At 75.2% G+C, this 15,677-nt stretch carries 15 protein-coding genes; 5 read left to right on the plus strand and 10 right to left on the minus strand.

Annotated features, from left to right (window positions below; genetic code table 11):
• Positions 1 to 34 precede the first annotated feature (34 nt).
• Together ACIRPK_RS21155 and ACIRPK_RS21160 are read right to left on the minus strand one after the other, a co-directional pair.
• Positions 35 to 301 carry a twin-arginine translocation signal domain-containing protein gene (locus tag ACIRPK_RS21155; protein ID WP_403040803.1) on the minus strand — a complete coding sequence of 89 codons (267 nt, stop codon included), beginning with the start codon at positions 299 to 301 and terminating at the stop codon, positions 35 to 37.
• A gap of 117 nt (positions 302 to 418) precedes the next feature.
• Complete coding sequence (locus ACIRPK_RS21160) at positions 419 to 1,837, minus strand: dihydrolipoyl dehydrogenase family protein (RefSeq protein ID WP_403040804.1); 1,419 nt, start codon at positions 1,835 to 1,837, stop codon at positions 419 to 421.
• Between the two features lie 205 nt (positions 1,838 to 2,042).
• Between ACIRPK_RS21160 and ACIRPK_RS21165 the strand changes: the two genes are divergently transcribed.
• A complete protein-coding gene (locus ACIRPK_RS21165; protein ID WP_403040805.1) occupies positions 2,043 to 3,827 on the plus strand; it encodes an ABC transporter transmembrane domain-containing protein in 1,785 nt (594 codons plus the stop codon).
• Positions 3,824 to 5,572, plus strand: a complete 1,749-nt coding sequence (locus tag ACIRPK_RS21170) for an ABC transporter ATP-binding protein (protein WP_403040806.1) — start codon at positions 3,824 to 3,826, stop codon at positions 5,570 to 5,572. Before ACIRPK_RS21165 ends, ACIRPK_RS21170 begins: the two co-directional genes overlap by 4 nt.
• Positions 5,573 to 5,575: 3 nt before the next feature.
• Here the strand turns inward: ACIRPK_RS21170 and ACIRPK_RS21175 are convergent, their stop codons facing one another.
• From ACIRPK_RS21175 to ACIRPK_RS21195, 5 genes are all read right to left on the minus strand, one after another.
• The gene (locus ACIRPK_RS21175; protein WP_403040807.1) at positions 5,576 to 7,051 is read right to left on the minus strand and encodes an APC family permease; all 1,476 of its coding nucleotides are present in this window, start codon (positions 7,049 to 7,051) and stop codon (positions 5,576 to 5,578) included.
• A gap of 307 nt (positions 7,052 to 7,358) precedes the next feature.
• Entirely contained in the window at positions 7,359 to 8,300 is a 942-nt protein-coding gene (locus tag ACIRPK_RS21180) for a M56 family metallopeptidase (RefSeq protein ID WP_403040808.1), read from the minus strand.
• Positions 8,297 to 8,686 carry a BlaI/MecI/CopY family transcriptional regulator gene (locus tag ACIRPK_RS21185; RefSeq protein ID WP_403040809.1) on the minus strand — a complete coding sequence of 130 codons (390 nt, stop codon included), beginning with the start codon at positions 8,684 to 8,686 and terminating at the stop codon, positions 8,297 to 8,299. Before ACIRPK_RS21185 ends, ACIRPK_RS21180 begins: the two co-directional genes overlap by 4 nt.
• A gap of 72 nt (positions 8,687 to 8,758) precedes the next feature.
• On the minus strand, positions 8,759 to 10,249 hold the full coding sequence (locus tag ACIRPK_RS21190; RefSeq protein ID WP_403040810.1) for a sensor histidine kinase: 1,491 nt from the start codon (positions 10,247 to 10,249) through the stop codon (positions 8,759 to 8,761).
• Entirely contained in the window at positions 10,242 to 10,916 is a 675-nt protein-coding gene (locus ACIRPK_RS21195) for a response regulator transcription factor (protein ID WP_403040811.1), read from the minus strand. Before ACIRPK_RS21195 ends, ACIRPK_RS21190 begins: the two co-directional genes overlap by 8 nt.
• A 170-nt stretch (positions 10,917 to 11,086) precedes the next feature.
• On the opposite strand from ACIRPK_RS21195, the gene ACIRPK_RS21200 reads away from it, so the two are divergent.
• Positions 11,087 to 11,734, plus strand: a complete 648-nt coding sequence (locus ACIRPK_RS21200; RefSeq protein WP_403040812.1) for a DedA family protein — start codon at positions 11,087 to 11,089, stop codon at positions 11,732 to 11,734.
• A complete protein-coding gene (locus tag ACIRPK_RS21205) occupies positions 11,731 to 12,348 on the plus strand; it encodes a phosphatase PAP2 family protein (protein WP_403040813.1) in 618 nt (205 codons plus the stop codon). Before ACIRPK_RS21200 ends, ACIRPK_RS21205 begins: the two co-directional genes overlap by 4 nt.
• 236 nt (positions 12,349 to 12,584) lie before the next feature.
• On the opposite strand, the gene ACIRPK_RS21210 is transcribed toward ACIRPK_RS21205, so the two are convergent.
• The 3 genes from ACIRPK_RS21210 to ACIRPK_RS21220 all read right to left on the minus strand — a co-directional run bounded on the left by ACIRPK_RS21210 (position 12,585) and on the right by ACIRPK_RS21220 (position 14,818).
• Positions 12,585 to 13,013 carry a hypothetical protein gene (locus ACIRPK_RS21210; protein ID WP_403040814.1) on the minus strand — a complete coding sequence of 143 codons (429 nt, stop codon included), beginning with the start codon at positions 13,011 to 13,013 and terminating at the stop codon, positions 12,585 to 12,587.
• Between the two features lie 98 nt (positions 13,014 to 13,111).
• Positions 13,112 to 13,477 carry a PRC-barrel domain containing protein gene (locus tag ACIRPK_RS21215; protein ID WP_403040815.1) on the minus strand — a complete coding sequence of 122 codons (366 nt, stop codon included), beginning with the start codon at positions 13,475 to 13,477 and terminating at the stop codon, positions 13,112 to 13,114.
• Between the two features lie 117 nt (positions 13,478 to 13,594).
• Positions 13,595 to 14,818, minus strand: a complete 1,224-nt coding sequence (locus ACIRPK_RS21220) for a GNAT family N-acetyltransferase (protein WP_403040816.1) — start codon at positions 14,816 to 14,818, stop codon at positions 13,595 to 13,597.
• Positions 14,819 to 15,052: 234 nt separating this feature from the next.
• Between ACIRPK_RS21220 and ACIRPK_RS21225 the strand changes: the two genes are divergently transcribed.
• On the plus strand, positions 15,053 to 15,670 hold the full coding sequence (locus tag ACIRPK_RS21225) for a TetR/AcrR family transcriptional regulator C-terminal domain-containing protein (RefSeq protein ID WP_403040817.1): 618 nt from the start codon (positions 15,053 to 15,055) through the stop codon (positions 15,668 to 15,670).
• Positions 15,671 to 15,677 lie beyond the last annotated feature (7 nt).

A 15,677-nucleotide genomic window follows, 5' to 3' on the forward strand; every position in this document is an offset into this window, starting at 1 on the left:
GCCGAAGGCGCCGGTCGGGCCGAGGCGGGTGTGGTCAGCGCTCCCCGGTGTCGGGCACCTGGTACCCGGCCTCGGTGAACCGGAGCGCCGCCGCCAGGCTGGCCGGACCGGCCCCGAGGACCGCCACCGTCCGGCCGGCGCCGACCTGGGAGGCCGGTGCGGTCAGCCCGTCGGTGGCGGTGGCCGCCGTGGCCGGGACGGCTCCCGTCATGACCTGCAGCAGGGTGGCCGAGCCCGCGGCGGCCGCGCCGGCCAGGCCCAGAAAGGAACGACGGGACGTGGCCTCGTCCGGCTGGTGCATCGTGTGCTCCTCCAGGAGTGTCAACTCGGCGTCGAGTTCCGACAGTTCCCTTGAGTAGCACACGAACCACCGTCAAGTCCTGCGTGTACGTGCTTTTTCCCGCCTGCGAGCGAACGGTCAGCCCCGCAGGCTCTCCAGCAGCCGCAGCCAGACCTCGCTGATGGTCGGATAAGCGGGAACCGCGTGCCAGAGCCGGGCGATCGGCACCTCGCCCACCACGGCGACGGTGGCGGAGTGCAGCAGCTCGGCGACGGCGGGGCCGACGAAGGTGGCGCCGACGATCACGTCCCGGTCCAGGTCGACCACCAGCCGGGCGGTGCCCCGGTAGTCGTCGCCGTACAGCGAGGCGCCCGCCACGTTGCCGATCTCCTGGTCCACCGCGCGGACCCGCAGCCCGGCCCGCTCCGCCTCGGCCAGGCTCAGGCCGACCGCGGCCGCCTCCGGTTCGGTGAACACCACCTGGGGCGCCCCGGCGGTGTCGGCGGTGGCGGCGTGCGGGCCCCAGCGCGAGGTGTCGACGGCCGAGCCGGCCGCCCGGGCGCCGATCGCGGCCCCGGCGATCCGGGCCTGGTACTTGCCCTGGTGGGTCAGCAGCGCCCGGTGGTTGACGTCCCCGGCGGCGTACAGCCAGTCGCCCTCGACCGCCCGCACCAGGCAGGAGTCGTCCACGTCCAGCCAGGACCCGGGTGTCAGCCCGACGGTCTCCAGACCGATGTCGTCGGTGCGCGGCACCCGCCCGGTCGCGTACAGCACCTCGTCGGCGACCACCGTGCCGCCGTCCCCGAGGGTGAGCGTCACCTCGCCGCCGGTCCGGGCCAGCCGGGTGACGTCGGCGCCGAAGCGGACGTCCACCCCGGCAGCGGTCAGCCCTGCCGCGACCAGCTCGCCGGCGAACGGCTCCATCCGGTCCAGCAGACCGCCGCCGCGCACCAGCAGGGTCACCCGGGAGCCCAATCCCTGCCAGGCGGTGGCCATCTCGACCGCCACCACGCCGCCGCCGACCACCGCGAGCCGTCCCGGCACCTTGGCCGCGCTGGTGGCGTCCCGGCTGGTCCACGGGCGGGCCTCGGCGAGCCCCGGCACCTCGGGCAGGCCGGCCCGGGTGCCGGTGCAGACCGCCACCGCGTGCCGGGCCGTCAGCAGCCGTTCGCCGTCCACCAGGACGGACCGCTCACCGGCCAGCCGGCCGTGGCCCCGGACCAGGTCGATCCCGGTGGAGCGGAGCCACTCGACCTGGCTGTCGTCGTGCCAGTGCCAGGTGAACTCGTCCCGGCGGGCCAGCACGGCGGCCGCGTCCAGCTCCCCGGTGACGGCCTGCCGGGTGCCCGGCAGGGCCCGGGCGTGCGCCAGCGCCAGCCAGGGGCGGAGCAGCGCCTTGCTCGGCATGCAGGCCCAGTACGAGCACTCGCCGCCGATCAGCTGACTCTCCACCAGAACGGTGCTCAACCCGGCGGCCTTGGCCCGGTCGGCCAGGTTCTCGCCGGTCGGACCTCCGCCGAGGACCACCACGTCGTACTGCTCGGGCTTGGGGCTCATCGCTTCACGCTCTCGCTCGACCGGCCGGTACCGGGCCCATCCTGCGCCCGGTGCGGCACGGGCCGCCAGTGCCTGACCCGGCGTGTCGCGGACGGTGCCCGCCCGCACCGGGGGTGACCCGGGCGCCTCCCACCAGGGCGGCGGGCCACCTCGGCGGCCGAGAATTCGGCGGCCCGGCGGCGGGCCCGGCGGTTAGGGTACGGCGGTGACCCAGCTGAATCAGGATCCGGGCGAGCCGGACGTGCGCAGTGCCGGACGGTACCTCTGGTGGCTGGCTGCCAGTCAGCGCGGCCGGGTGGCGGCCGGTGCGGTGTTCGGCACGCTCTGGATGCTGGGGTTGATCCTCCCGTCCTACCTGCTGTCCAGGGCGGTCGACGATGGGCTGAAGGCCGGGCGGCCGGGCGCGCTGGTCGGCTGGTCGCTGGCGTTGGTGGCGGTCGGCACGACCACCGCGCTGATCGGCGTGGCCAGGCACCGCACGATGACCAAGGTCCGGATGGACGCCACCTTCCGCACCGTCAGGGTGGTGATCAGGCAAGCCGTCCGGCTCGGCTCGGTGCTGTCCGGGAAGACCGCCGCCGGTGAGGTGGTCACCATCGGCGTGGCGGACGTGCAGCGGATGAGCGCGACCCTGACCATGACCGGCCCGGGCGTCGGCGCGGTGCTCGCGTACCTGGTGGTCGCGGCGCTGCTGCTGGCCATCTCCCCGCTGCTGGCGGTGCTGGTGCTGCTCGGTGTGCCGCTGCTCGCGCTGCTGATCGGGCCGTTGCTCGGCCGGCTCCAGGGCGCCGAGTCCCGGTACCGGGAACGGCAGGGCCGGCTGGCCGGCCGGTTCGAGGACCTGGTCGGCGGCCTGCGGGTGCTGCACGGGCTGGGCGGCAAGGACGTGTACGCGGCCAGGTACCGGCAGGACTCGCAGCAGCTGCTGGCGGACGGCTACCGGGTCGGCGCGGTGACCAGCTGGATCCAGTCGCTCGGGGCCGGGCTGCCGATCCTGTTCCTGGCCGTGGTGACCTGGGCGGCCGCCCGGCTGGCGGCGCAGGGGAGCATCACGGTCGGGCAGTTGGTCGCGGTGTACGGGTACACGGCGGCGCTGAACATACCGGTCTGGTTCATGATCGAGGGCGGCCAGGACCTCAGCCGGGCCCTGGTGGCGGCCCGCCGTACGGTGCGTTTCCTCGCTCTGACGCCCCGTCCGGCCGGCTCGGGCGTCCCGGCGCCGGACGGGGCCGAGCCGCTGGTCGACCCCGGCTCCGGGGTCGAGGTGATCCCCGGCCGGTTCACCGTGCTGGCCTGTGCCCGTCCCGGCGACGCCGCCGCGGTGATCGACCGGCTGGCCCGGTTCGCCGACACCGCCGAGGACGGGCCCACCTGGGGCGCCGCCCGGCTGGACCGGATCGAGCTGGCGACCGTGCGCGAGCGGATCGTGCTCGCCGACAACGAGGCGGCCCTGTTCGCCGGGTCGCTCCGGGAGCTGCTCGGCGGCCGGCAGGAGCCGGCCGACCAGGCGCTGCTGGAGGCGCTCGAGGCGGCGGCCGCGCTGGACGTGCTGCGCGGGCTGCCCGCCGGGCTCGAATCGCCGGTGGACGCCGAGGGCCGCAACCTGTCGGGTGGTCAGCGGCAGCGGCTGCGGCTGGCCCGGGCGCTGCTGGCCGACCCGGAGATCCTGCTCGCGGTCGAGCCGACCTCGGCCGTCGACTCGCACACCGAGGCGGCGATGGCCGCCGGGCTGCGGGCCTTCCGGGCTGGCCGGACCACCCTGGTCAGCAGCACCTCACCGCTGCTGCTGGACCGGGCCGACACCGTCGTGCACCTGGTGGACGGCCGGGTGGCGGCGACCGGGCCGCACCGCGAGCTGCTCCGCGACCACCCGGGCTACCGGGCCCTGGTCACCCGGGAGGAGACCTCCGCCGAGCCCGTCACCGAGCCTGTCACCGAGGCCGCCGCCGAGCTGCCCGATCCGCGTACCGCCGAGGAGGCCGTCCGATGACCACCGCAGCCACCGGCACCGCGCACCAACTCCCGGTCGCGGGCGTGCCCGAGGTGCGCCGCGCCGCCCGGGGTCTGATCCGGCAGGACCGCCGGGCGCTGGCCTGGGTGCTGGCGCTGAACGTGCTGGCCGCCGCCGCCGGGCTGGCCGGCCCCGCGCTGCTCGGCCGGATCATCGACGGCGTCGGCTCCGGTGCGACCGTCGCCACCGTGGACCGGCTGGCCGGGGCGGTGGTGGTCTGCGCCGTGCTGCAACTGCTGCTTACCCGGCAGGCCCGCTACCTCGGCCACCGGATCGGCGAGCGGACCTCCGCCCGGGTCCGGGAGCAGTTCGTCGAGCGGGCCCTCGACCTGCCGCCGACCGTGGTGGAGCGGGCGGGCACCGGCGATCTGACGGCCCGTGGCACCACCGACGTGGCGGAGGTCGGCACCACCCTGCGGGACTCCGCGCCCCGGGTCTTCATCGCCGCACTGGAGGTGCTGTTCATCCTCGGCGCGGTCTTCGTGATCAACCCGCTGCTCGGCGCCTGCGGCACCCTCGGGCTGGCCGGCCTCTGGTTCGGCACCCGCTGGTACCTGCGCCGGGCCCGCACCGCCTACCTGGCCGAGGGCGCGGCCAACTCCGTGGTCGCCGAGGTGCTGGCCGCCACCGCCGCCGGGGCCAGGACGGTGGACGCGCTCGGCCTCCAGCAGCGCCGGACCGAGGCGACCGAGCGGGCGATCGCCACCGCCCGGCGGGCCCGGCTGCGGACACTCTTCCTGCGCAGCGTGTTCTTTCCGGTGATCGACGCCTCCTACCTGGTCCCGGTGGCCATCGTGCTGCTGATCGGCGGCCCGCTGCACGCGCACGGCGTGCTCAGCCTGGGCTCGGTGGTGGCCACCGCGATGTACCTGCGCCGGCTGGCCGACCCGCTGGACGTGGTGCTGCTCCAGGTCGAGCAACTCCAGAGCAGCGGCGCCTCGTTCGCCCGGGTGGAGGGGATCGCCGGTGCGCCCCGGGCCGGGGCCGGCGGCGCCGGGACGCCGGTGGACGACCGGATCGAGGTCAGCGACGTCCGCTACGGCTACGACGGCGGCCCGGACGTGCTGCACGGGGTGGAGCTGACGGTCCGTCCGGGCGAACGGCTGGCCGTGGTGGGCCCGTCCGGTTCCGGCAAGAGCACGCTGAGCCGGCTGCTGGCCGGGATGGACCGGCCGCGCACCGGCCGGGTGACGGTCGGCGGGGTGCCGATCGCCGACCTCGACCCGGAGGCGCTGCGCCGCCAGGTGGTGCTGGTCACCCAGGAGCACCACGTCTTCCTCGGTACCGTCCGGGACAACCTGCGGATCGCCGCCCCCGAGGCCGGGGACGGCGACCTGCTGGCCGCGCTGGACGCGGTGGGCTGGACGCACCCGCTGCCGGACGGTCTGGACACCGACCTCGGCTCGGCCGGCCACCGGCTCGGCGGTGCCGAGGCGCAGCAACTCGCGCTGGCCCGGGTGGTGTTGGCCGATCCGCACACGCTGATCCTGGACGAGGCGACCGCGCTGCTGGACCCGACCGCCGCCCGGGCCACCGAGCGGGCGCTGGCCGCCGTACTGGCGGGCCGGACGGTGATCGCGGTGGCCCACCGGCTGCACACCGCGCACGACGCCGACCGGGTCGCGGTGATGGAGGGCGGCCGGCTCACCGAGCTCGGCAGCCACCACGAACTGGTCGCCGCCGACGGTCCGTACGCGGCGCTCTGGCGGTCCTGGCAGCAGTGACCGTCAGGCCGTCACGGGGTCGGGCTGACCGGTCATCAGGCGCTGGGGCCGGCGCACCAGCAGGTAGCCGAAGCCGGCCAGGGTGACCAGCCCGACCCCGAGCAGGGCGGCCCAGACCTGGTACCAGGGGGCGCCCGGCGGCACCAGGACGGCGCGCGGCCAGCAGATGTTGACCACCTCGAAGCCGGTCCAGAGCACGGCGAGCAGGTTCACCGGGGTGCCCCAGCGGCCGAGCGAGAGCGCGCCGGCCGGGCGCCAGCTGCCGCGCAGCCTGGCGGTCAGGGCGGCCACGCTGAGCAGGAAGAACGGCAGGAAGGTGGCCGCGCTGCCGAAGGTGATCAGGCTGCCGATCGCGGTGGACTCCAGGCCGAGCGGCAGCGCGGCGGCGCTGACCAGGGTGGCGGCGACCAGCCCGCCGATCGGGGCCTGCCGCCGGTTCACCCTGCGGACCTGGCGGGAGAACGGGAAGACGCCGTCCCGGGCGAGCGAGTAGAGGCCACGGGCGGCCCCGCCCTGGGAGGCCATCAGACAGGCGGTGAAGCTGACCACGACCACCAGGACGAACGGCTTGGCCGCCCAGTCGCCGAAGCCGGTCACCACGGCGGTGGTGACCGGGTCGAGGTCCGCACCGGAGACCACGGCGGCCGGGTCGGGGTGGGCGAGCACCACCGAGACGGCGTTCAGGATCACCACCACGCCGACGCTGAGCAGCGCCCAGCGCATCGCGCGCGGCACCTGGCGGGCGGCGTCCTTGGTCTCCTCCGCGGTGGAGACGCAGGCGTCGAAGCCGATGAAGGCCCAGCCGCCGACCGCGATCACGGCCAGCAGCGAGCCGAGCCCGCCAGTCCCGGTGACGGCGGAGGCGTCCAGGCTGTCGGTGAGCAGGGCGAAGCCGTGCTGCCGGAAGAACAGCAGCAGGGCCAGGCCGACCAGCACCGAGGCGATCAGTTCGGCCGCGATCCCGGCCGAGACGAACCAGCGCAGCAGGTTGATCCCGTACGCGTTGACCAGCGTGCAGCAGAGCATGAACCCGGCGGCCACCAGCACCAGTCCGGCCGGCGTGGGGGTGGCCCCGACCAGCGCGAACAGCCAGGGGGCGGCCAGGTAGGCGACCGTGGTGTTGGCGAACATCACCGCGAACTGCCAGAGCCAGCCGCTCATCCAGGCGAAGCCGGGTCCGACCAGCCGCCGGGCCCACTGGTACGCACCGCCGGCCAGCGGCCACTGCGAGGCGAGCTCGGAGTACACCGCGACCACCAGCAGCTGGCCGAGCAGGCAGACCGGCAGGGCCCAGACCCAGGCACCGCCCCGGATGCTCATGCCGACCTGGGCCACCGCGTAGAGGCCCACCACCGGGGAGACCACGGCGAAGCCCATCGAGATGTTGCCGAGCACGCCGAGGCTGCGGCGCAGCTCCTGGCGGTAGCCGAGGGCGGCCAGCCGCTCGGCGTCGGAGGAGGGGACGGTTCTCTCGGTCATCGGGGGGCCACCTTGCCGTCATAAAACTAACTTTGTTAGTCGGGGACGGTAGCCGCTGACCGGGGAGTACGGAAGGGGTCGACACTCGACTGATACTTTTCGTCGCCCGCCGACCACCGGTGTCACCGGGACCACCGGCAGCCGGTCCTGCGGCCGACCGGTCCGGTGCCGAGAGGCGCTCCGGTCGAAAGCCCCGAGCTCGGGCGGGCCCGGTGGGCAGGGTGGTGCCACCCGGGCGTCGAGGTACCTGCAACGGTGTGATCGGCGGCTGCGGCCCCGGCCCGGTCAGCCGTCGCGTGCGGCTCGGTCAGCGCCCGCGGATCGCCTCGGCGGCCAGTTCCACGTACTCGTGCAACCCGTACGCCAGCCCCGATGCCACCAGGGCGGAGGCGACCACCGCCAGGGTCAGCCCCAGGGCCGCGGCCCGGGCGCCGCGCGCAGTGGGACGGGTGGGCGCCGGCCCGAGCAGGGCCGCGACGCGTTCCGGCACCGGTCCGGTGGCCATCGCCAGCAGCGGATCTCGGCGCTGCCGGGCGGCCGAGGCCCCGGCAAGGGCCGCCCGGGCGATGGCGGTCGCGGCCAGGCGGCGGTCGCCCACCGATGCGGCGGCCGCCTCGTCCGCCCAGCGCTCCAGGTGGAAGTCCAGCGCCGGGCGCAGGGAGCGCAGGGCCGGGTGGACGGCGGTGGCCAGGTACACGGTGACGGACAGCAGGTGGTGACGGCCCGTCAGGTGGGCGCGCTCGTGGGCCAGCAGGACCTCGCGCTCCTCCGCGCTGAGCGCTTGGAGCATGCCCCTGGTCACCACCACGCGTCCGGTGTTGCGCCGCCGGCCGGGCAGGGCGAAGGCGTCGGGGCTCTCGCCCGGGAGCACCAGCAGGTCGTCGGCGGCCTCGGCTTCGGCGGTGGCTGCCCAGGCGCGGGCGAGCAGCGCGCGGTGCTCGATCCAGCGGCGTGCCACCAGGAGCAGCTGGGTCGCCAGCACCGCCGCGGCGAGGCAGGCGACGGGGACGGCGGCCGGCCACTCGGTCGCCACCTGGGTCAGCGAGAGCTGTTCGAGGCCGGCCAGGAACGGGACCTGGGCGAGCCCGAACAGCGCCGCCCCGGTGCCACCGGCGGCGAGCACCCCGGTCCCGGTGAGCGCGGCGCACGCCTCGCGCGGAGGGAGGACGGCGGCGAGCCGACGGGCTGCCGCCGCCGCGCCCCAGGGAAACACCAGGGCCGGCAGGACGAGCAGCAGGGCGAGGGTCATCCGCCGTCCTCGGGCGTCCCGGACTGCTGGAGGAGGAGGCGCAGGACGTCCTCGTCCCCCTCGGAGAGGGCAGAGACGAACCGCTTGAGCACCAGGTCCCGGTCGGCCTCGCCGTCGAGCTCGCGGCGCATCCGGCCGGCGGCGAGCCCGGCGGCGTCGTCGGCCGCCGAGTAGGCGAAGCCGCGCCCCGAGCGCACCCGGACCAGGGTGCCCTTCTCGTGCAGGCGGATCAGGATGGTGGTGACCGTGGTCCTGGCCAGGTTCCGGTCGAGCGCCGCGTTGACCTGCTGGGGCGTCATCGGGCCGTCGGCCGCCCAGAGCAGCGCCAGCACGTCCGCGACCAGTTCGCCGTGCGGGCGCCTGGCCCCCTGGCTGCCGTGCTCCATTGCGCTCCCCGCCCTGCCGATGTCCCCGCCCGGGTGCCCTCGGGCTGTTGATTAGGTATGCCTAAGCAAACCTTACGGGTCTCCGGGCGGAGCACCGAGCGGGGTCGCCCGGAACGGCTCCGGCTGGAGGTGGGCGGGCAGGCGGGTGCGGAACGTACAGCCGTCCGGGGTGCCGAGGACGGTCAGGGTGCCGCCGTGGAGGGCGGCGATGTCGCGGGCGATGGGGAGACCGAGGCCGGTGCCGCCGTCGTCGCGGCTGCGGGCGTGGTCGAGACGGGTGAACCGCTCGAAGACCTTCTCGCGGTCGGCGGGATCGATGGCGGGGCCGTCGTTGCCGACGTCCAGGACGGCCTGCGCGGTCTGCGGGTCGAACGAGAGGTGCACGGTGACGCGGCTGCGGGCGTGGCGCCCGGCGTTGTCGAGGAGGTTGGTGAGCAGCCGGCCGAGCCACAGCGGGTTGCCGGTGACGATCGGCCGGTCTGCCAGGTCGAGCGTGATCCCGGGGCGCTGCCCGGCCCGGGTGGCGGCGGTGCCGACCAGGTCGGCGAGGTCGACCGGCTCCGAGCGGCCGTCGTGGCCGGCGGCGTCCAGGCGGGCGAGGAGCAGCAGATCGGCCGCGAGGGACTGGAGGCGGTCGGTGTCCTGGAGGGCTCCGGCGACCATGTCCGCGCGCACCGCCGGGTCGGGATGGGTGTGGGCGACCTCGAGCTGGGTGCGCAGGACGGCCAGCGGGCTGCGCAGTTCGTGGGAGGCGTCCGCGATGAAGCGGCGCTGGCGGATGCCGGCGCCTTCGAGGCGGTCGAGCATGCCGTTCATGGTGTGGGCGAGCCGGGCGATCTCGTCGTCGCTGCCCGGATCGGGGACGCGACGGTCGAGGTCGCGGTCGCCGATGGCTGCCACCTCGGCACGGATCGACTCGACGGGGCGCAGGGCACGGCCGGTCGCCCGCCAGGTGACCGCGCCGACCGTGGCGATCAGCAGGGCGCTGAGTGCGGCGAGGGCGGCGGTGGTGAGGTCCTCGGCGGTGTCGGCGGTGTGCAGGGACGCGCCGACCCGGATGGTGACGGGGCCGGTCGGGGTGCCGGTGGTCAGGGTGGCGACGCGTTGGTGGTGCTCGTCGCCGAGCCCGGCGAGGTCGAAGACGTCATGGCCGTCCGCGCCGTCGGCCGGGGTGAGGGCGGGGCGGCCCGCCAGGTTCTGGCTGGCGGCGATGACGGTGCCGGCGGCGTCGGTGACCTGGATGAAGTCGGTGCCGTGGCCGAGCGGGAGCTGGTCGGGAAGATGTCCGTCGGCGGCGATCCCGGCCACCACCTGCGCCTGCTCCCTGGCCCCCGCCTCGACGGTGCGCTCCAGGTTGACGCGGAGCAGGACCAGCACGGCCGCGGAGGCGACCAGCAGGACCACGGCGACGCCCAGGCAGGCCGCGATCGTGGTGCGGGTCCGGACCGACCGCGGGGCGAGCCGGCGCAGGGCTGCGGCGGCGCGCGGACTGCGCCGGGCCCGCTCCGAGATCCGGTGCACGATGCGCCGGACGGCGCGGAGCCCCGCCGGGTCGTCAGCCACCGTCGGCCGCCAGCCGGTAGCCGGCCCCGCGCGCGGTCTGGACGGCGGAGCGTCCGAACGGAGCGTCGATCTTCCGGCGCAGGGCACTGATGTGCACCTCGACGGTGTTCGGGTCGCCGTCGGGGTCGCTGTCCCAGAATTCGAGGATGTCCCGCTTGGAGACCACCTCACCGGCCTGGCGGGCGAGCTGGTCGAGCAGCGCGAACTCACGGGGCGTCAGGGCGATCGGCGTACCGGCACGGGTGCAGGTCCGCGCGGCGGAGTCCACCACCAGGTCGCCGAGGACGGTGCGGCGCGGTGCGCGGGAGCCGATGCGGCGGGCGAGTGCCTTGAGGCGGGCGACCAGGACGACGAAGGAGAACGGCTTCGAGAGGTAGTCGTCCGCGCCGGTGTCCAGCGCCTCGGCCTCGTCCCACTCGCCGTCCTTGGCGGTGAGCATCAGGATGCCCGCGTCGCTCCCGGCGGCCCGTAGGCGGGAGCAGACCCGGTAGCCGTTGAGGCCGGGGAGCATGATGTCGAGGATGATCACGTCGTAGGCGTGGTCGGTGGCGCGGGCCAGCCCGGAGAGGCCGTCGTGCACGATGTCGACGCTGAAGCCCTCGACCTCCAGCCCGTGTTTGATCGCCAGGGCCAGCCGCCGTTCGTCCTCCACCACCAGTACGCGCATACCCCCAGGGTGTCAGGTGGCCGACGGCGGGAGCTGAAGACGCCTTCAGGTCTTCAGGAACCCTTCAGCCCGACCCGGTCATGCTGGACACGACGGCCCCGGCACGATGCCGCGCACCACCGCAGGACGTGTCACCGGCCGCACCGTCCCATCCGGAAAGGCGCCTCACGATGCTCTCCTCCTCCACCCTGCTGGCCCTGAACCCGCTGGACGCGGGTTCGCTGCTGGCCGCGTTCGGCGCACTGGGCATCGCCGTGGTCATGTTCGCCGAGACCGGGCTGCTCGTCGGGTTCTTCCTGCCCGGCGACTCGCTGCTGTTCACCGCCGGTCTGCTCTGCACCACCGGCGCGCACAGCGGCCCCCACCTCCACCTCGGCCAGGTCCTCGCCGCCGCCGTGGTCGGCGCCCTCACCGGCGCCCAGGTCGGCTACCTGATCGGACGCCGCGGCGGGCGCGCCCTGCTCGCCCGCTCCCGCAGCAAGCACCTGCACGAAGGCACCCGGCGCGCCGAGGAGATTCTCGACCGGTACGGCCACGGCAAGGCCGTGGTGCTCGCCCGCTTCGTCCCGGTCGTGCGCACCGTGCTCAACCCGCTGGCCGGCGCGCTCGGCGTCAGCGCCCGGACCTTCACCCTCTGGCAGGTCGTCGGCGGCCTGGTGTGGACGGTCGGTCTGGTGCTGAGCGGCTACGCACTCGGGTCCTCGGTCCCGAACGTCGACCGCTACCTGCTGCCGATCATCGCGGTGGTCGTCGCCGTCTCCCTGCTGCCCCTCCTGCTGGAGGTGCTGCGCTCCCGCCGCCAGGTCAGGGCGCGGTGACCGGCCCCGTGCGCGCGCTCGCCCTGGACGGCCGTCCGCTCGGCGGCGGCCTGTACCTGCGGATCGACCACTGGGCCCAGCACCTGCCCGTACCGGTACAGCACGCCGTCGCGGCGTTCTCCGCCTACGGCGTGGTCCTGCTGGCGGTGCTGATGACCGCCGCCTGGTGGCGCGCCCGCCGGGCCGACAGCGCGGTGTTGGCGCGGGCCCTGGCCGCCCCGCCGGCGGTCGCGCTGGCGTTCGCCGCCGACACGCTCCTCAAGTCGGTGCTGCGTGAGCCACGGCCGTGCCAGGTGCTGGACGCGGGGCGGACCCTCGAAGCCTGCCCCGGCGCCGGTGACTGGTCGCTGCCCAGCAACCACACCGTCATCGTCTTCGCGGGCGCGGCCGTCCTGTGGCAGGTCGACCGCCGCCTGGGCGGGCTCGCGCTGCTGCTGGCCGTCGCGATGGGTGCCTCCCGGGTGCTGGTCGGCGTGCACTACCCGCAGGACGTCGTGCTCGGGGCCGTCCTCGGCACCGCCGCCGGCTACGGTCTCGGCCGGCTCGCCGGTCGCGCCGCGCCCGTGGTCGACCGCGTCCGGCAGGGAAGGCTGCGCCGACGGCCGGTCGGGTGAGCAGGCCGGTCGGCCGGCCCTCGCCCCCGGGGGTGCACCCGCCCTGACCGCTGCGCATGTGACGTTCCGTCAGATTTCCTCCGCCCGAACCGACATGATGCACCGCAGAGGGTGTCAGTACGTCACGGGGAGGACCACGGCGGATGCGCTTCCGCAGCGGTCGGCCGAACGCGGGGCCGTCGCCCGCGAACGGGTCGGGCGCCTGGGCGAGCGGATCGCCCCGACGCCTCAGGAAGTCAGACGTGCGGGGTGGTCGGACCGCCCGCCGTGCGGGTGGCTCCCATGGGGGAGAGGGCGGTGCTGGCTGCCGCGACCGACTCGGCGAGGAGGGCGGCGGTGCGGCCCGCCTCGTAGAGGTGCTCGCGGGCGTCGCGGGCCAGCCGGATGGCGTCGAACTCCGCACCGGCGTGGTCGTTCCGGGTGGGCTGCGGGCCGATCCGGCCGGTCGCCTGTTCGCTGCTCAGGAAGGCGGCGACCTGGTCGAGCAGTTCGGGGAGCCGGGCGGTCAGGCCGGCCAGCGCGCCGACCACGTGCGCCGCGTCGGCGAGGTGGAGCAGGCCGGGTGGGCCGCCGGGCTGGGCGGCCAGCCCGGCGGCGCGGATCAACTCCGCGGCTTCGGAGGCCAGTTCGGCGGTGGAGAGCTGGGGCGGGACGGAACGGTTCATCGGGGTGCTCCCTGGTGGGGTCGATGCGGCCGGCTGCGCAGGTGTCGTCGGGCTGCCGGACGGTGGCGGCCCGACGCGGGCGATGGCATGACGGCGGGTCAGGGCATCGGCTCGCCGTGGAACGGGCCGTAGTAGGTGGCGAACCGCTCCCGGTAGTGGGGGTCGACCTCGTGGTGCTGCCCGTCGAACTCGGGGCCACCCTTGATCTCGTCCCTGGTGCGGTCGACGTGGACCTTCCGGGCCGCCTCGTCGACCCGGACCACGGTCCCGGCCGGCAGCAGAACGTACTTGCCGAAGATCCACGGGCCGGTGTCGACCACCAGGTAGGAGTGTTCGGCCTGCTCGGAGAGCTTGTCGATCTTGCCGATGTGGCCGTCCGTCGCCTCCACGTGGAAGCCGATCAGATCACCCCCGGCGATGTGGCCGGAGGTGGAACGGAACTGCCAGATCTCCATGCCGCTCATACGGATCCCATTCCACTCGCGCGCCGCCCCGGGCCGCTCCCGGGCCGACGTGTCCTCACCGGTTCGGCTGCCCCGGTTCGGCCGCTTCATGTCGGCGCGGGTGCGGTCGGAACGGGGTCAGAACCAGTGCAGGCAGTGCGGCGTGCGCTCGGCGCGGAACAGGGCGTCGGCGAGGGCGGCCGAGCCCGGGTGGTGGGCCCGGACGTGTCCGGCCCGGACGAGCGTGCTCGGGGCGGTGCCGCCGAGGTAGACCGAGCCGAGGTCGCTCACGTCCAGGGTCAGGTCGGGCTCCCGGTCGGTCGGGACGCAGTCGGCCTTGCCGTCCCGGACGGTCAGCAGGTAGCGGCCGTGCTCGCCGAGGAACGGGTCGTCGACGTCGAGGACGAGCTCGCCGTCCGTGGCCCAGTCGCGGGCGGTGAGCGCGCGCGGCACGTCCAGCAGGCGCACCCAGAGCCAGTCGGTGTCGTTGCCGACCTCGGCGGCCCGGAAGTCGGTGAGCTGCCAGCGCAGCGGGTGCCCGGGCGGGAGGTGCTTGAACACCACCCGGGTGACCAGGTCGTGGTCGAGCGCGAACCGGGTCAGGGCGGTGCCGGCCGCGTCATCGGTGGCGATGGTCTCGTCGACCGTCAAGGTGCCGCCGTCGCCGAGCGAGTAGCTGGCGTACCCGTCCGGGACGCCGTCGGCGTCGCGGTGGACGGCGACGTGGCGCGGCGCCGAGGAGACCGGGGGCTGTCCCGCGCCCAGGCGCCACCAGCGGTGCGGCCGGGACAGCGCGCCGGGCTGCGCGCGGCGGTACCGGTCGTAGATCGCCTCGAGGAGCTCGCCGCACTCGCTGCGGCGGAGCACCTCCACCGAGCCGGCCGCCGGTGCGTCGCCCGCTCCGCGCGCCCGGGGCGCGGCGAACGCGCCGTCCAGGCGCGGCACCGTGATCCGTGCCGTGTAGGTGGCCGGGCCGTAGCCGAACCGACGGTAGATCAGCGCCTCGGAGGCCAGCAGGACGGAGAGGAACTCCCCGCGGGCCCGCAGCTCGCCGAGCTGATGCCGCATCATCGCGCTGAGCACGCCCCGGCGTCGGTGCGACGGGAGCACGCCGACCGCGGTCACCCCGGAGACCGGGGCCAAGGCCCCACCGGGCAGGGTGAGTTCGAACGGGTACGCCCCGGCGGTGCCGACGGGCCGGCCGTCCGCCGTCACGGCGAGCAGGCAGCGGTCCGCTTCGAGCGCCGACCACCAGAGCCCGCCACCGCCCTCGGCCGGGGTCTCCGGGAAGCGCCCGAACGCGGTGTGGAGCGTGTCGACGAAGACGTCGAGGTCCTGGTCGGTGATGGGACGGATTTCCATCGCTGCTGCTGCCTCCCCGGGAACACCGGCACCACGACGCGTGCTGCCTGGCACAGTGCAGCGCCGCCGGTTGGCCGGGTCAACCGAATTTCCGCCACGACCCCCGTCACGACCCCCGCCGCGCTCCGGGCGGGCGCCGCCTGCGCCCCGAAGCCGCCCGGCGGCAGGCTGTAACGTGGCCGGACCGGCGGACGGACGCCGGTGCGGGCGACGGCACGGGCGGAGGGCGGGGACGTGGGGAGACCCAGCAGGGCACTGCTGAGCAGGGAGATCATCGCCAGGGCGGCGCTCGCCGTGGTGGACGAGACCGGTCCGGACGGCCTCACCATGCGGGCGCTGGCCGAGCGGCTCGGGGTCAAGGCCGCCTCGCTCTACAACCACGTGGCCGGGAAGGACGAGCTGCTCGACTCGCTCGCCGAGCTGGTCAACGCCGAGATCGACCTCGCCCCGCTGGCCGACCCGCAGTGGCGGGACGGCATCGCCGGGTACGCCCGGGGCTACCGTGCGGTCTTCCGCCGGCACCCCAACACGATCGCCCTGCTGGCCCGCCGCCGGGTCGAGGCCGACCGCCAACTGCTGGGCTACGAAGCACTGTTGGCCGCGCTAGGTCGGGCCGGCCTGGGGCCGGCCGACGCGGCGGAGGCGGCGGCCGCGCTGGACTACCTGGTGCTCGGCTCCGCGCTGGAGACCTTCACCGCCGGGTTCGCCCGCCCCGCCGAGGAGTACCGTCCGGAGTACCCGGCCCTGGCCGAGGCGCTCACGGAGTCGGCCGCCCGGGGCGGCGGACTGGACGAGCGCGGCTTCGAGCTGGCGCTCGGGCTGCTGCTGGACGGGCTGGCCGCCCGGGTCTGAATGCTCC

The organism is Kitasatospora sp. NPDC101801 (genome assembly GCF_044766665.1).
Lineage (GTDB): Bacteria > Actinomycetota > Actinomycetes > Streptomycetales > Streptomycetaceae > Kitasatospora.

Bases quoted from the DNA above. Each gene is read 5' to 3' on its own strand.
- ACIRPK_RS21155 (WP_403040803.1), bottom strand. From the start codon at position 301: ATGCACCAGCCGGACGAGGCCACGTCCCGTCGTTCCTTTCTGGGCCTG.
- ACIRPK_RS21160 (WP_403040804.1), bottom strand. From the start codon at position 1,837: ATGAGCCCCAAGCCCGAGCAGTACGACGTGGTGGTCCTCGGCGGAGGT.
- ACIRPK_RS21170 (WP_403040806.1), top strand. From the start codon at position 3,824: ATGACCACCGCAGCCACCGGCACCGCGCACCAACTCCCGGTCGCGGGC.
- ACIRPK_RS21175 (WP_403040807.1), bottom strand. From the start codon at position 7,051: ATGACCGAGAGAACCGTCCCCTCCTCCGACGCCGAGCGGCTGGCCGCC.
- ACIRPK_RS21180 (WP_403040808.1), bottom strand. From the start codon at position 8,300: ATGACCCTCGCCCTGCTGCTCGTCCTGCCGGCCCTGGTGTTTCCCTGG.
- ACIRPK_RS21185 (WP_403040809.1), bottom strand. From the start codon at position 8,686: ATGGAGCACGGCAGCCAGGGGGCCAGGCGCCCGCACGGCGAACTGGTC.
- ACIRPK_RS21195 (WP_403040811.1), bottom strand. From the start codon at position 10,916: ATGCGCGTACTGGTGGTGGAGGACGAACGGCGGCTGGCCCTGGCGATC.
- ACIRPK_RS21200 (WP_403040812.1), top strand. From the start codon at position 11,087: ATGCTCTCCTCCTCCACCCTGCTGGCCCTGAACCCGCTGGACGCGGGT.
- ACIRPK_RS21210 (WP_403040814.1), bottom strand. From the start codon at position 13,013: ATGAACCGTTCCGTCCCGCCCCAGCTCTCCACCGCCGAACTGGCCTCC.
- ACIRPK_RS21215 (WP_403040815.1), bottom strand. From the start codon at position 13,477: ATGAGCGGCATGGAGATCTGGCAGTTCCGTTCCACCTCCGGCCACATC.
- ACIRPK_RS21220 (WP_403040816.1), bottom strand. From the start codon at position 14,818: ATGGAAATCCGTCCCATCACCGACCAGGACCTCGACGTCTTCGTCGAC.